Below are 14,454 nucleotides of genomic sequence, written 5' to 3'. Positions count from 1 at the left end.
CGGGGCGGACGGGGTCGGTGCGCGCGGGGTCGGTGCGCGCGGGGTCGGTGCGCGCGGGGTCAGTGCGCGCGGGGTCAGTGCGCGCGGGCGCGGTGGGGGAGGAGGAAGGCGACGAGGAACGCGGCGGCGGTGAGCCCGGCGGTCAGGGCGGTGACCTGCTCGGCGGCCTCCAGCGCGGCGGGCGCGGCGAACCGTCCGGCCACCGGGGCGCCGACCGCCCCGAAGAAGACCGTGCCGAGGACCGCGATGCCGAGCGACGCGCCGAGCTGCTGCACCGACTCCAGCGCGGCCGAGCCGGAACCCACCTCGTGGTCGGCGATGTCCGCGACGATCACGTCGAACAGCGGGACGAAGATCATGCCCATGCCGGCGCCGAACAGCAGCAGCGGCGCGGCCAGGTGCCAGCCGCCGACGCCCGTCCCGGCCGCCTCGAACACCGCGTACAGAGCGGCCAGCCCGGCGAGCATGAGCATCAGCCCGAGGTGCAGGACCCGGCGGCCCAGCCGGGTCATCGTCATGCCGCTGAACGCCGACCCGGCGAACGCCCCGACCGCCCAGGACGACATCGCCAGGCTCGCGGCCAGCGGCGTGTAGCCGAGGCCGAGCTGGAGGAACAGGCCGGTGGCGAGGGAGAACCCGGCGATCGCGCCGAAGAAGACGACGACGAACAGCACGCCCGAGGAGTAGGCGCGGCCGGCGAACACGCTCAGCCTGACCAGCGGCGTCCGTCCCCGGCGGGCGCGGCGCAGCTGGTGCAGGGCGAACAGGGCCAGGACGGGGAACGATCCGGCGAGCAGCGCGAGCGACCAGGTGGGCCAGCCCAGCTCGCGGCCCTGGACGAGGGGGTAGACCAGCATGCTCATGCCGAGGCCGCCGAGCAGCATCCCGGCGACGTCCAGGCCGCCCGAGCGGTCGGCGGCGGACGGGGCGGGCAGCGCCCTGGCGCCCACGATCAGCGCGTAGCCGCCGACCGGCACGTTCACCAGGAAGATCGCGCGCCAGCCGGTGCCGAACAGGTCGGCGTCGATCAGCAGGCCGGCGACCACCGGGCCGAGGATGGTGGCCAGCCCGATCACGGGTCCGAACAGGGCGAACGCCTTGCCGGTGTGCGCGCCGAACAGGTCGCGGATCAGCCCGAACCCCTGCGGGATCATCACCGCGGCGCACAGGCCCTGCGCGACCCGGGCGGCGATCAGGCTCTCCGGCGACCAGGCGAACGCGCACGCCGCCGACATCGCCGTGAACGCGGCCGCGCCCGCCAGCAGGACGGGCCGCCGCCCGAACATGTCGCCGAGCCGCCCGCCGGTCAGCAGCGCCACCGCGAGGGCGAGCGTGTAGCCGGCGGCCGTCCACTGCAGCGCGGAGAAGGAGCCGCCGAGGTCCGCGCGGATCGCGGGCGCGGCCACGTTCACCACGGTGGAGTCGAGCAGGTTCAGCAGCGTGGCGGCCAGGATCGCCGAGAGTCCGAGCCAGCGGCGCGGGGCGCCGTCGGCCGGGCGCGTCCCGGCCACGGGCGCCGGGGTTTCGAGGGTGGCGGTCATGATCCGTCCTTCCATCCTGGAGCGGAATGCTCTGTTCCGATAATAGCAGAACGGAATGCTTCATTCCACATCGCGCCCGGCCGGGTTCCGGCGGCGGGCAAGGGGTCCGCTTCGTCCGGGGATGCCATACGCTTCGAGGTATGGACGAGGTTTCGGCCAGCACCCCGCCGGGGGCGGGGCCCCGCGGACGCGAGCGCGGGAAGGGCGGACTGCGGCGCTTCCTGCGGCGCATGGCGTCCACCAAGGCCGAGCTGGAGGCCGAGGAGCTGCAGAAGACCACCGGCGACGAGGGCGCGACGCCGATCACCGACTGCGCCGCGCGCAAACGCCACTGCGTGGCGGGTACGCTACGTACCGTGACGCTCCGTCCCCGGGGCGGCGCACCCGCCCTGGAGGCCGAGCTCTACGACGGCACCGACGTGATCAACCTGGTCTGGCTCGGCCGCCGCAAGATCGCCGGGATCGACCCGGGGCGCCGGCTGCGCGCCGAGGGACTGGTGAGCGAGCAGGACGGGCGCAAGGTCATGTTCAATCCGCGATACGAGCTGCGCGGCGGCGCGTGAGGCCGCGGCGAACCGCCGGGAGAGCGACGTGAGCGAAACGGAAACGGGCACCGCGCGGGAGACCGCCGCGCACGACACCGTGGAGGCGGCCGTCCGCGCCCAGCTCACCAAGGCGCTCGGCGGCGTGCGCGGCATGGTCGAGGCGGCGGTCCCGACGATCGCCTTCACCGGCACCTACGTCGCCGCCAAGGACGTCAAACTCGCCGTCGGCGCCGGTGTCGGCGCCGCGGTGGTGCTGCTCCTGGTCCGGATCGCGCAGCGCTCCAGCCCGCAGTTCGTCCTCAACAGCCTGATCGGCATCGCGATCGCCGCGTTCTTCGCGCTGCGCTCGGGCAAGGCCGAGAACGCCTTCCTGCCCGGCATCATGCTGAACGCCGGCTACGCCGCTGCGATGATCTTCTCGATCGCGGTGCGCTGGCCGGTCGTCGGCTTCATCATCGGATCGGTCACCGGCGACCCGACCGCCTGGCGGGCCGACCCCGGGATCGTCCGGCTGTGCTCCCGGCTCACCTGGCTGCTCGTGCTGCCCTGCGCCGCGCGCGTCGCCGTCCAGTATCCGATCTACCTCGCCGACGGCGACCAGAGCGGCCTGCTCGGCACCGCGAAGATCGCGATGGGCTGGCCGCTCCAGGTCGCCGCACTGGCCGCCATGGTCTGGCTCCTCACCCGCGGCCGCACCCCCATCAACCGCGGGGGCCCGGCAAAGAGCCAAGAACCCGCCTAGCGAACTCCGGCCTGGCCTCCACCTTCTCGCCCTACCTTCTTCGCGCCGGCCTCAGCCGTCGCAGCAACCACGCGACAACATCAATGGTCGCGATCGCGAAATGCCAGTTATCTACCGCCGAGGAGTTCGGCGAGTTCGTCTTCGACGTCCTGGCTGGCCACGAACATCAGCTCGTCGCCCGGCTCCAGGGTGTCGTCGGGGGAGGGGACCAGCACCCGGCCCTCGCGCAGGATCGCCACCAGCGCGGTGTCGCGCGGCCAGTCCACCGATCCGACGCGCTCGCCGCCGAGGGGGGCGTCGTCGGGCAGCGTCAGCTCCACCAGGTTGGCCTCGCCCTGCCGGAACGTCATCAGCCGGACGAGGTCGCCGACGCTGACGGCCTCCTCCACCAGCGCCGACAGCAGCCGCGGCGTGGAGACCGCCACGTCCACGCCCCACGACTCGTTGAACAGCCACTCGTTGTTCGGGTGGTTGATCCGCGCCACCACCCGGGGCACCCCGTACTCGGTCTTGGCCAGCAGCGACACGACCAGGTTGACCTTGTCGTCGCCGGAGGAGGCGACCACCACCTGGCAGCGCTCCAGCGCCGCGTCGTCCAGCGCGGCGATCTCGCACGCGTCGGCCAGCAGCCACTCCGCGCGCGGCACCATCTCCACCTTGATGGCCTTCGGGCTCTTGTCGATCAGGAGCACCTCGTGCCCGTTCTCCAGCAGCTCCTGGGCGATGGACCGGCCCACCGCGCCCGCCCCCGCGATCGCGACCCGCATCACGCGTCCTCCCCGTTCCGCGCCGCGACCGCGGCGTTGACACGCTCCAGGTCGTCGGCCTCCGCCATGATGTGCACGATGTCGCCGTCCTGGATCACCGTGTCCCGCTCGGGGACGAGCGCCTCGCCCATCCGGGACAGGAACGCCACGCGCGTCCTCGCGTGCTCCTCCAGCTCGCCGACCTTCTCGCCCACCCACAGGTGGCCGGAGTCCAGCTCGGCGAGCACGACCGCGCCCGTCGGGTCGCGCCACAGCGGCTCGGCGCCCTCGGGGAGCAGGCGGCGCAGGATCTGGTCGGCCGTCCACCGGACGGTCGCGACCGTGGGGATGCCGAGGCGCTGGTAGACCTCCGCCCGGCGCGGGTCGTAGATCCGGGCCACCACGTTGTCGACCCCGAACGTCTCGCGCGCCACCCGCGCGGAGATGATGTTGGAGTTGTCGCCGCTGCTGACGGCCACGAACGCCGACGCGCGCTCGATGCCCGCCTCGGCGATGACCTCGCGGTCGAACCCGAACCCGGTGATGCGGCGGCCCCGGAACCCGCTGCGCAGCCGGCGGAACGCCTCCGGGCTCTGGTCGATGATGGCCACCGAGTGACCCTTGTCCTCCAGGATGTGGGCGAGCGTCGAGCCGACCCGCCCGCATCCCATGATCACGATATGCACGGCCGTTCCCTCTTCCGTCCAGGGGGACGCTCCCCCTGTACCCCCCGCGCCGGGCACGGCATTCGCCGCCGACACCGCGCCGCACCCGAGGACCGTTTCCTGTGAATGATCCCTGCCGGGCTGCAAACCTACACATCCGCCCAGGCGAGTACTACTCAACCAGCAATCCGCCGGGGCGGCGAGGCGCCCGCGGGACGGGGGGCGGCCGGGCGCTGCACGGCGCCCCGCAGGGGCTAGAGTCTCGTTGCGTGTCAAAGGTTCCGGACCTCGCGAAGCGGCTCCTCCTCGGCCGCGCGCTGAGCAGCGCCCAGCAGCACGAACAGCTGCTGAAGAAGCGCATCGCGCTGCCCGTCTTCGCGAGCGACGCACTGTCGTCGGTCGCCTACGCCCCGCAGGAGATCCTCCTCGCGCTCGGCGCCGGCGGCCTCGTGATGTACCACTACACCCCGTGGATCGCCGCGGCCGTCGTGATCATCCTGCTGACCGTGGTCGCCTCCTACCGGCAGAACGTCCGGGCCTACCAGAGCGGCGGAGGCGACTTCGAGGTCGCCACCACCAACCTCGGCGGCAACTGGGGCGTCGTGGTGGCGAGCGCGCTGCTGGTCGACTACGTCCTCACCGTGGCGGTGTCGGTGTCGTCGGGGGTGGAGAACCTCGGCGCCCTGCTGAAGTTCATGCAGCCGCACGAGGTCGCCGTCGCGATCGTCATCGTCGTGCTGCTCACCCTCGGGAACCTGCGCGGCCTCAAGGAGGCCGGGGTCGCCTTCGCGATCCCCACCTACCTGTTCATGTTCGCGGTCTTCAGCATGCTGGCGTGGGGACTGGTCCGGCTGGTGTCGGGCGCCGAACTGCAGGCCGAGACGGCGCACTACGAGGTCCGCGGCGACGAGATGGGCATCGCCGGGTTCGCCCTGGTGTTCCTGCTGCTGCGGGCCTTCTCCTCCGGCTGCGCCGCGCTGACCGGGGTCGAGGCGATCAGCAACGGCGTGCCCGCGTTCAAGAAGCCCAAGGGCGAGAACGCCGCCACGACCCTGCTGATGCTCGGGCTCGTCGCGATGACGCTGTTCGGCGGCGTCACCGCGTTCGCCTACATCACCGACGCGAAGTTCGCCGAGCCCGACCAGGGCAGCCAGCTGATCGACCCGTCCACCGGCAAACCCGTCACCGACGCCGACCCGGTGATCGCGCAGGTGGCGCACACGGTGTTCAGCAACTTCACCCCCGGGTTCGCGCTCGTCACCGCGATGACCGCGCTGATCCTGTTCCTCGCCGCCAACACCGCGTTCAACGGGTTCCCGGTGCTCGGCTCGGTGCTCGCGCAGAACCGCTACCTGCCGCGCCAGCTCCACACCCGCGGCGACCGGCTCGCCTACAGCAACGGCATCATCATCCTCGCCACCATGGCCGGGCTGCTGATCTACGCCTACGACGCGTCCGTCAGCCGGCTGATCCCGCTCTACACCGTCGGCGTGTTCGTGTCGTTCACCGTCAGCCAGGTCGGCATGGTCCGGCACTGGAACCGGCTCCTGGCCACCGAGCCGGACGCGGCGCAGCGCCGCCGGATGCGCACCTCCCGCGGGATCAACGCCTTCGGCGCCACCCTCACCGGCATCGTCCTGGTCGTCGTGCTGATCACCAAGTTCGCGCTCGGCGCCTACATCGTCTGCATCGCGATGCCGCTGCTGTTCCTGCTGATGAAGGCGATCAGGCGGCACTACGACCGGGTCGCCGCGGAGCTGGTGCCCTCCGGCGAGGACGTCGCGCTGCCCGCCCGCAACCACGGCATCGTGCTCGTCTCCAAGATCCACAAGCCGACGCTGCGGGCCCTGGCCTACGCCCGCGCCACCCGCCCGTCCACCCTGGAGGCGGTGACCGTCGCGGTGGACCACGAGGAGTCGCAGCGGCTCCAGCAGGAGTGGGACGCCCTTGACATCCCCGTCCCGCTGAAGATCCTCGACTCCCCGTACCGGGAGATCACGCGCCCCGTCCTGTCCTACGTCAAGGGGGTCCGGCGCAAGAGCCCCCGCGACGTCGTCACCGTGTTCATCCCCGAGTACGTCGTCGGCCACTGGTGGGAGCATCTCCTGCACAACCAGAGCGCGCTGCGGCTGAAGGGCCGGCTGCTGTTCCAGCCGGGCGTGATGGTGACGAGCGTCGCCTGGCAGCTGCAGTCCTCCGACCGGCTCAAGGGGCGCAAGGAGCCTCCGGGGCCCGGCTCGTCCCGGCGCCCGCCGCGGGCCGGAACGCGCCCCGGGGCCGGTAGTGTTTCGGACCGTGACTGAACTCGAACCCGACGTCCTCGAACTGGAGGTCGGCAACGTCGCCAACGGCGGTTTCTGCGTCGCCCGGCACGAGGGGCGCGTGGTCTTCGTCCGGCACGCCCTGCCCGGCGAACGGGTGAGGGCCCGCGTCACCGACCGCACCAAGAACTTCCTCCGCGCCGACGCCGTGGAGATCATCGAGGCGTCCCCCGACCGGGTGCAGGCGCCCTGCCCGTTCGCCGGTCCGGGACGGTGCGGCGGCTGCGACTGGCAGCACGCCTCCCTGCCCGCCCAGCGGGCGCTGAAGGCCGCGGTCGTGCAGGAGCAGCTGGAGCGGCTCGCCGGGATCACCCGCACGGTCGTCGTCGAGGAGGTCCCGTACCCGGTCGACGGCGAGGTGGTGCCGCAGCCGGGGCTCGGCTGGCGCACCCGCGTCCAGTTCTCGGTCTCCTCCGGCGTCGTCGGCCTGCGCAAGCACCGCTCGCACGACATCGAGCCGGTGGACGAGTGCCTGATCGCTCACCCCGGCGTGGAGCTGATGGGCATCGAGCGCAAGCGCTGGCCGGGCGCGTCCGGCGTCGAGGGCGTGGTGTCGGCGAGCACGGGCGACCGCCTCGTCGTGCTGCGCGGCCGCGACCGCCGCAAGATCCGCGTCCCGCGGCTGGACGTGCCGGTCCGGCTCGTGCGCGGCAAGCCCGAGCCGGGCTCGGGGCTCCCGTACGTGCGCGAAGAGGTCTCCGGACGGCTCTACCAGGTCAGCGGCAGCGGCTTCTGGCAGGTCCACCCCGGCGCCGCGCAACTGCTCGCCGACGCCGTCGTGGACGCCCTCGAACCGAAGCCCGGCGACATCGCCCTCGACCTGTACTGCGGCGTCGGCCTGTTCGCCGGCGTCCTCGCCGACCGCGTCGGCGGCGACGGCCTCGTCGTCGGCATCGAGTCGGACGGCCAGGCCGTCCGCGACGCCCGCTTCAACCTGCGCGACCTGCCGAACGTCTCGATCGAGCGGGGCCCCGTGGAGGAGGTCGTCGCCGACCTGGAGTTCGGTCGCGCGTCCTCGGGCTCGCGCACCCAGAACAAGCGCGGCACCGGCCACCACGGCGGCTCCCGCGTCCGCAAGGCCGACCTCGTCGTCCTCGACCCGCCCCGCACCGGCGCGGGCCGCGAGGTCGTCGACCACATCACCCGCGTCGCCGGCCGCAAGATCGCCTACGTCTCCTGCGACCCGGCGACCCTGGCCCGCGACCTCGCCTACTTCAGCGAACGCGGCTGGACCCTCGAGTCCTTCCGCGCCTTCGACGCCTTCCCCATGACCCACCACGTAGAGTGCCTCGCCACCCTGGTCAAGGGCTGACCGGTAGTGCACCACAGGTCGGCTTCGGGGAGGTTTGGGGATGGTCGGGGTTCGGGAGTGCAGGGAGGAAGATCTTGAGTTGCTGGAGGCCTGCATTCCCTCGCCTGGTCGGACCAGGCGGCATGCGGCGCGGTTCGAGCAGCAGCGGCGCGGTCTCACCACGTTTCTGATCGCCTGGGCCGAAGCCGTTCCCGTCGGGACCGGGCAGATCCTGTGGCACGGTTGTGCCGCTCCCGAGGTGAGGCAGCGGCATCCGGACTGTCCTGAGCTCAACGGTCTGGGGGTCTGGCCGCCCGAACTGAGGTCCCAGGGCATCGGCAGCGCCCTCATCGCCACGGCCGAAGCCCTCGTCCGCCAACGCGGTCACGACCGGATCGGGCTGGGTGTGGACGACGACAACCAGCGGGCAGCCGATCTCTACCTCCGGCTCGGTTACCAGGAGACCGGCTGCCGCTACCTCGATCGGTACCACTACATCGACGACCACGGGACCCGCCATGAAGTGGTCGACCCCGCGCGGTTCCTGGTCAAGCGCCTAGGTCGGGCGGGCGGTGTGCCGCCCTCTTAGGCTGATCGCAGGCAGAAGGGGTGTCCGGCCGGACTGGCGTAGACCCGGCTGCCGTTCTGGGTTTCCGGGTGGACGTCGTCTGCGGGCCGCAGCCTGGTGGCACCGGCTTCGAGCGCCGTGCGGTCCGCGGCCGCGAGGTCGTCGACGGTGAAGTCGAGGTGCATCTGCTGGAGGCCGTCCGGCCAGTTCGGGGCGATCTGTCCCGGGGCCGACTGGATGACGAGCACGGGCAGGCCGGGGGCCTGGACGAAGTGGTGGCTCGGCGTGCGGGTGATCGAGCCGCCGAGCAGCCGGTGCCAGAAGGCGCCTTCCGGCTCCGGTTCGGCGGCGTCGATGACCACGGAGCTCAGGTTGATGATCACGGGTTTCCCGTTCTTCGAGTCGGGCGGTGCTCAGACGGTCGGGATGATGCCGCCGTCGACGCGGAACTGCGCTCCGGTGAGCCACTTCGCGCGCCGGGAGGCGAGGAACGCGATCAGGTCGGCGACGTCCTCGGGGTCTCCCGGGCGGCCCATCGGGACCTTCAGGTGGTCCACGATCCGCTGCTCGATCTCCTCGGGGCTGGTGCCCTGCTGGTCGGCCATGCGCTGGAGGTGGGCGGCCGCGCCGTCGGTGACGACGAAGCCCGGAAGGACGCACACCACGCGCACTCCGTGCTCGCCCACCTCGGTCGCCAGTTCGCGGCTGTAGGCGTTGAGTGCCGCCTTGGCGGCGGCGTAGGACGCCTCGGTGCGCTGCGGGAGCCGGCTGGCGATCGAGGAGACGTGCACGACGACGCCGGAGCCCCGTTCGACCATCCCCGGCACCAGGGCCCGGTCCAGGCGCACGGCGCTGAGGAGATTCATCTCCAGGTCCGCCCGCCAGGACTCTTCCGACCGGGTCAGGGTCGGCGCGGGGGCGCTCGCCGCGCCCGCGTTGTTCACCAGGACGTCCACACCGCCCACGAGGTCGACGACGCGGCGGCCCAGTTCCGCCACGCCCTCCTCCGTCGAGAGGTCCGCCGGAAGGAACGTCGCGCCGACCTCGTCCTTCGGTCTGCTCCGGGACGCCGTCAGCACGGTCGCGCCCGCGGCGGCGAAACGGCGGGCGGTCGCCTCGCCGAGGCCGCGGCTGCCGCCGGTGACCAGCACTCGAAGGCCGCCGAGTCCTTCTTCTGCGATCGTCATGGGATCTCCCTCGTAACATGAACCCGACTCCGGAAACAGTACACAACCGGAACCGGACTCACCTTATGGAGGTCCCGTTGGCTTCATCGCGCCCGCTGCGCGCCGACGCGCGACGCAACCGCGAGGCGCTCCTCGCCGCGGCGCGGGAGGCGTTCCTCGGCGGCGACACCGACGCGCATGTCGAGGAGATCGCCCGTAGTGCCGGCGTGGCGGTCGGGACGTTCTACCGCCACTTCGAGACACGCGAGGTTCTCATCGAGGAGGTCTATCGCAAGGAGGTCGACGAACTGTGCGCCGCGCCCGTGGAGCTTCTGGACCGGCACGCCCCCGACGAGGCCCTGCGGCGCTTCCTGCTGCTGCTCGTGGACCACGCGGCCGTCGGCAAGGGGATGTCCGTCGCCTTGGAGAGCATCATGGCCACGGACTCACCGGTCTTCGGGACCGCCCGCACCCAGATGGCGAACGCCCTCGACCGGCTGCTCGCCGCGGGCGCCGAGGCCGGCGCCGTCCGCGGCGACGTCACGGGCTCCACCCTGCTGCGCGCGCTGGGCGGCATCTGCGGGATGCGCGCCACGGAAGGCTGGCTGGTCGAAGCCCGGCAGATCACCGCCCTCCTCTTCGACGGCCTGCGCCACGGCGCCGCCGGGCGAACTGAGCCGGATGCCCCCAGCCGACTCCCGTGAGCTTGGAAAACCTGTTGCGCGGCCGCATAGCGTGGAAGCGTGATCGAGATCAGGGACGTGCCGGAGGCCGATGCCGGGCTGATGGTCGACTTCGCCGGGATGGTGTTCCACGTCCCGATCGAGGAGATCGACCGCGAGCGGGACGGGTGGCCGGTCGTCCGGGCCGAGCGGATCGGCGCCTTCGACGGGGAGACGAAGGTCGGGCAGCTCGCGGCCATGCCGATGCGGCTCGCGGTCCCGGGCGCTCTGCTCGACTGCTCGGCGGTCACGTTCGTCGGGGTGCTGCCCACGCACCGGCGCCGGGGGATTCTGACGTCCATGATGGACCGGATGGACGCCGACGCCATCGCCGCCGGACGTCCGGTCGCCGCGCTCTGGGCGTCCCAAAGCGCCATCTACGGCCGGTACGGGTTCGGTCTGGCCACGCGTGCGATCGGGCTGGAAGTGGACACGTCCCGTCCGCTGAAGCTGCGGACTGTCGCGGACGACCGGCCGCTTCGGCTCGTCGACGTCGATTCCGCGTTCGAGGTGGTCGACCCGATCCATCGCCGGGCGCTGTCGGTGCGGCCGGGCGGGCTCGTCCGGGACCCCGAGTGGTGGGCCCGGGGGATCCTGCGGCCGGTCGACCGGGACGCCCCCGGATACACCGCGCCGCGCATCGTCGTGCATCCCGCCGGTTACGCGGTCTACCGGGGCCGGCCGGGGATCGTGAGGGTCCTCGACCTTGTGGCCGATACGCCCGAGGTCGAGGCCGCACTTTGGGCGTTCCTGGCGTCGATCGATCTGACGTCCCGGATCGAGGCGCCGAGCCGTCCGGTGGACGATCTGTTGCCGCACATGGCCGCCGATCCCGACCAGGTCACGATCAAGAGCGACTACGGCGCGCTGTGGCTCCGTCTGATCGATCTGCCGACTGCTCTTCGCGCCCGCTCCTGGGCCACCGAGGACACCTTCGTCCTGGAGGTCGACGATCCTCGTATTCCGGAGAACGCGGGCCGGTGGCGCCTCACGACCGGTGCGGCGCCTGCGTGCGAGCCGACCTCCGGGGCTCCGGACCTGAGTCTGAGCGCGGCCGATCTCGCGGCCGTCTACATGGGCGGGCAGAGCCCGGTCACGCTGGTGCGGATCGGCGCCGTCGCCGAGCACACGCCCGGCGCGGCCGCGCGTCTGGAGGCCGCGTTGGCCGTCCCGCTGGCCCCCTACATCAACGACGACTTCTGAGTCAGCGCCAGAAGAAGACCTTGGCGCTGGCCTTGGCGATCGTCGCGGCGGCGGCGCCCTGGTGGAGGAGCTGGAAGCGCACGCGCTTGCCCGCCTCGACGGTATCGGCGGCGAGGCCGTAGACGAGGTTGGTGGTGTCGCCGACGGAGATGAAGTCCTGGACGGGGCCGACCTGGTAGTCGGAGGCGTCGCCGTCCGCCACCTCGACCACCCGGGCCTGGATGAGCGTGCCCGCGGGGACGCCGCTCAGCGCCGCGCTCACCGACAGGCTGTAGCGGGCCGATCCGGTCAGCAGGCTGGGGCCGCCCGGGTCGTTGTGCTGGTGCTCCTTGTCGGAGTACTCCTTGCTCCAGGTGACCTCGGTCCACTTGCCGGGAGGAAGCTCCTGGTGGTCGCCACCGGTGCCGACGGACACGTAGTCGGGCATGTCGTCCTCTCCCTGGGGCGAGGCGCCGACGCGCCACTGCCCGTAGTCGCTCTTGACGCCGCGGTCGTAGTCGACGCCGACGCCGTTGATCGTGTGGTCGTTGGAGTACTGCTGGAGCTGGGCGCGGGCGTCCCACCTGCCGCCCGACCAGGCGTACGTCTGCCAGCCGAAAGTGATCTTCTTGGCGTCGAAGGCGCGCTTGACCGGGCCGTAGCCGCCGTAGAGGCCGACCCGGTCGCGGCCGAGGACGCTCGCCGCGCCGTCCAGGTAGGCGTTGATCTCGTCCTGCTGCCCGGAGGTGGCGTCCCAGTCGGCGGCGAAGTAGATGGGCCGGTCGTCCGGCATGCCGCACGCCTTGGCCTGGGCGGCGGCGGCGCGGGCGTCGGCCGCGCCGGCGGACCGCCCGTCGAGGGGACGCCTGGCGGTCGACTCCCACACGACGACCAGCCAGATCCCCGCGCCGGACAGCTCGTCGGCCTCCTTGCGGGTCAGGTTCTTGCCGGTCGTGTCGTGCGACAGGTAGCGGCAGGCGAACTTCGCCCCGGCGCGTTCCAGCGCGGGCGCGCCGGGGCGGCCCCACGCGTAGTCGACGCCGAAGACAGCCATGTCAGCTCCATGTGTCGGGGATTGGCGGGGTCTAGGCGATTTAACAGGCTTGTGCTTTGGGGCGCAGGAGAACGCGGAGGTTGACTGTCCGTAAGGGGGGTGGACGGTCAAGAGTCGCCGTGCGTGACGACACGCCGACGCGGCGTTGGCGGCCCCGGCCCCGGATCACTAGAACGGACGGTGACCGCAAGAAAAGCGCAGGCCACGGGGGGTTCGTAGTGATCCGGACGTTGAGGGTGCAGGGCATGGTGCTGGCGATGGCCGCGCCGCTGCTGGGGGGCGTGCTCGTGCCGGCGGCGGCGCAGGCCGACGGACCCGGGCCGCGGACGAAACCCAAGCCGCACGCGAAGCACGCCGCTGTAGTGGCGCTACGCCTGAGTGGTCCCGTGAGCGCCGTGGTGCCGGGACGCACCTACGAGTGGACGTTCACGATGACCGCCAGGGGGCCGGGAAAATCCGGCAAGGCGGCGTTCAGGATGAGATTGCCGAAGTCGCTGTCGTTCGTCTCGGGGAACAGGGACTGCGCGGCCGCGGGGTGGACGGTCGAGTGCGACCTCGGCACCGTGCGCAGGGGCCGGACCGTGACCGGCGCGATCAAGGCCAAGGTGTCCGGTGACGCCCGGCCCGGCCAGAGGATCGGCCTGCGCGGGACGGTGACGTGGGGCCGGGCCCACGCGGCCCGTGCGTTCCCGGCCGTCCGCGTGGGCGAGCCCGTCCACCTCGGCCACTCCAAGGCGGCACCGAAGAAGCCGCAGGGGGAAAAGACGAAGGCCAATAAGCCAGCGGCGAAGAAGCCGCATGCCAAGAAGCCGCGCGCCAAGCCGCATGCCAAGCCGCATGCCGAGAAGCCGCGCGCCAAGAAGTCCGCCGCGAAGACGCCGGCGGCGGTGCGGAGGGTCGCTCGCACGGGATGACGCCTGGCGGGGCGCCGACCCGCCGCGCGACCGCCGCCCGGTTCGTACGAGGATGGGGACATGCGACTTCGAATCTTCACCGAGCCCCAGCAGGGGGCGACGTATGAGACACAGCTCGCCGTCGCCAAGGCGGCCGAGGACCTCGGTTTCGACGCGTTCTTCCGTTCCGACCACTTCGTCAAGATGGGGGACGTCACGGGCGAGCCGGGCCCGACCGACTCGTGGATCACCCTGGGCGCGCTGGCCCGGGAGACCAGCCGGATCAGGCTCGGCACGCTGGTGACGGCCGGGACGTTCCGCTACCCGGGACCGCTGGCGATCTCCGTCGCGCAGGTGGACCAGATGAGCGGCGGGCGCGTCGACCTGGGACTCGGGACGGGGTGGTTCGAGGAGGAGCACACCGCGTACGGCATCCCGTTCCCGAGCCTGGGCGAGCGGTTCGAGCGGCTCGAGGAGCAGTTGCAGATCCTCACCGGGCTGTGGGGGACGCCGTCCGGCGAGACCTTCTCCTTCAGCGGGGAGCACTACACCCTGAGCGGGTCGCCCGCGCTGCCGAAGCCCGTGCGGCCGGGCGGGCCGCCGATCATCATCGGCGGGGCCGGGGCGAAGCGGACGCCGCGGCTCGCCGCCACGTACGCCGACGAGTACAACGTCCCGTTCCACCAGGTCGGGGACACCGGCGACGCGTTCGAGCGGGTCCGCGCGGCGTGCGCGGAGGCGGGCCGGACGAGGCCGATGGTGTACTCGGCCGCGCAGGTCGTGTGCTGCGGCCGGGACGAGGCGGAGCTGGGGCGGCGCGCCGACGCGATCGGGCGGAAGGTGCCGGAGCTGCGCGAGAACGGGCTCGCCGGGACCCCGCAGGAGCTGGTCGACAAGATCGGCCGGTTCGGCGAGCTAGGCGCGGAGTGCCTTTACCTGCAGGTCCTCGACATGAGCGACCTGGAGCACGTGGAGCTGCTGGCTTCCGAGGTGATGAGCAAGCTCTGACGGCGAGGCG

15 protein-coding genes are annotated in these 14,454 nt (G+C 72.0%); 9 read left to right on the top strand and 6 right to left on the bottom strand.

Annotated elements, in window-relative coordinates:
- Positions 1-74: 74 nt before the first annotated feature.
- Positions 75-1,541, bottom strand: coding sequence for an MFS transporter (locus tag AB0C84_RS38950; RefSeq protein WP_361076066.1), 1,467 nt, complete (start codon positions 1,539-1,541; stop codon positions 75-77).
- Between the two features lie 230 nt (positions 1,542-1,771).
- Between AB0C84_RS38950 and AB0C84_RS38945 the strand changes: the two genes are divergently transcribed.
- Both AB0C84_RS38945 and AB0C84_RS38940 read left to right on the top strand, forming a co-directional pair.
- Positions 1,772-2,104 (top strand): OB-fold nucleic acid binding domain-containing protein, encoded by a 333-nt coding sequence (locus AB0C84_RS38945; protein WP_179849807.1) that lies wholly within the window; start codon positions 1,772-1,774, stop codon positions 2,102-2,104.
- A 28-nt stretch (positions 2,105-2,132) separates the two neighbouring features.
- Positions 2,133-2,828 (top strand): DUF3159 domain-containing protein, encoded by a 696-nt coding sequence (locus tag AB0C84_RS38940; protein WP_361076063.1) that lies wholly within the window; start codon positions 2,133-2,135, stop codon positions 2,826-2,828.
- 107 nt (positions 2,829-2,935) lie between these two features.
- Here the strand turns inward: AB0C84_RS38940 and AB0C84_RS38935 are convergent, their stop codons facing one another.
- Positions 2,936-3,595: a TrkA family potassium uptake protein gene (locus AB0C84_RS38935; protein ID WP_258939448.1), complete on the bottom strand. Its 660-nt coding sequence runs from the start codon at positions 3,593-3,595 to the stop codon at positions 2,936-2,938.
- The gene (locus AB0C84_RS38930; RefSeq protein ID WP_179847332.1) at positions 3,595-4,260 is read right to left on the bottom strand and encodes a TrkA family potassium uptake protein; all 666 of its coding nucleotides are present in this window, start codon (positions 4,258-4,260) and stop codon (positions 3,595-3,597) included. Before AB0C84_RS38930 ends, AB0C84_RS38935 begins: the two co-directional genes overlap by 1 nt.
- 248 nt (positions 4,261-4,508) lie before the next feature.
- On the opposite strand from AB0C84_RS38930, the gene AB0C84_RS38925 reads away from it, so the two are divergent.
- Genes AB0C84_RS38925 through AB0C84_RS38915 form a run of 3 tightly spaced genes read left to right on the top strand, consistent with a single transcriptional unit; the run spans position 4,509 to position 8,440 of the window.
- Positions 4,509-6,542 carry an APC family permease gene (locus AB0C84_RS38925; RefSeq protein WP_361076060.1) on the top strand — a complete coding sequence of 678 codons (2,034 nt, stop codon included), beginning with the start codon at positions 4,509-4,511 and terminating at the stop codon, positions 6,540-6,542.
- On the top strand, positions 6,535-7,872 hold the full coding sequence (locus AB0C84_RS38920; protein ID WP_361076057.1) for a class I SAM-dependent RNA methyltransferase: 1,338 nt from the start codon (positions 6,535-6,537) through the stop codon (positions 7,870-7,872). Before AB0C84_RS38925 ends, AB0C84_RS38920 begins: the two co-directional genes overlap by 8 nt.
- A 40-nt stretch (positions 7,873-7,912) precedes the next feature.
- Entirely contained in the window at positions 7,913-8,440 is a 528-nt protein-coding gene (locus AB0C84_RS38915; protein ID WP_361076054.1) for a GNAT family N-acetyltransferase, read from the top strand.
- Here AB0C84_RS38915 and AB0C84_RS38910 read toward each other — a convergent pair.
- The gene (locus AB0C84_RS38910; RefSeq protein ID WP_361076051.1) at positions 8,437-8,802 is read right to left on the bottom strand and encodes a VOC family protein; all 366 of its coding nucleotides are present in this window, start codon (positions 8,800-8,802) and stop codon (positions 8,437-8,439) included. The two genes, AB0C84_RS38915 and AB0C84_RS38910, sit on opposite strands and share 4 nt — an antisense overlap.
- A gap of 30 nt (positions 8,803-8,832) precedes the next feature.
- Entirely contained in the window at positions 8,833-9,606 is a 774-nt protein-coding gene (locus tag AB0C84_RS38905; protein ID WP_361076048.1) for an oxidoreductase, read from the bottom strand.
- Positions 9,607-9,683: 77 nt separating this feature from the next.
- Between AB0C84_RS38905 and AB0C84_RS38900 the strand changes: the two genes are divergently transcribed.
- Positions 9,684-10,289, top strand: coding sequence for a helix-turn-helix domain-containing protein (locus AB0C84_RS38900; RefSeq protein ID WP_361076045.1), 606 nt, complete (start codon positions 9,684-9,686; stop codon positions 10,287-10,289).
- 39 nt (positions 10,290-10,328) lie between these two features.
- Positions 10,329-11,510 carry a GNAT family N-acetyltransferase gene (locus tag AB0C84_RS38895; RefSeq protein WP_361076043.1) on the top strand — a complete coding sequence of 394 codons (1,182 nt, stop codon included), beginning with the start codon at positions 10,329-10,331 and terminating at the stop codon, positions 11,508-11,510.
- Position 11,511: 1 nt separating this feature from the next.
- Here the strand turns inward: AB0C84_RS38895 and AB0C84_RS38890 are convergent, their stop codons facing one another.
- The gene (locus tag AB0C84_RS38890; RefSeq protein ID WP_361076040.1) at positions 11,512-12,543 is read right to left on the bottom strand and encodes a glycoside hydrolase domain-containing protein; all 1,032 of its coding nucleotides are present in this window, start codon (positions 12,541-12,543) and stop codon (positions 11,512-11,514) included.
- Between the two features lie 245 nt (positions 12,544-12,788).
- Here AB0C84_RS38890 and AB0C84_RS38885 point away from each other — a divergent pair, with 245 nt between their 5' ends.
- Both AB0C84_RS38885 and AB0C84_RS38880 read left to right on the top strand, forming a co-directional pair.
- A complete protein-coding gene (locus AB0C84_RS38885) occupies positions 12,789-13,457 on the top strand; it encodes a hypothetical protein (RefSeq protein ID WP_361076037.1) in 669 nt (222 codons plus the stop codon).
- Between the two features lie 60 nt (positions 13,458-13,517).
- The gene (locus AB0C84_RS38880) at positions 13,518-14,444 is read left to right on the top strand and encodes an LLM class F420-dependent oxidoreductase (RefSeq protein WP_258939462.1); all 927 of its coding nucleotides are present in this window, start codon (positions 13,518-13,520) and stop codon (positions 14,442-14,444) included.
- Positions 14,445-14,454: the final 10 nt, after the last annotated feature.

The sequence above is a fragment of the Actinomadura sp. NPDC048955 genome (assembly GCF_040649435.1).
In the GTDB taxonomy this organism is placed as follows: Bacteria; Actinomycetota; Actinomycetes; order Streptosporangiales; family Streptosporangiaceae; genus Spirillospora; species Spirillospora luteofluorescens.
This window is presented reverse-complemented; position numbering and strand designations above follow the sequence as displayed.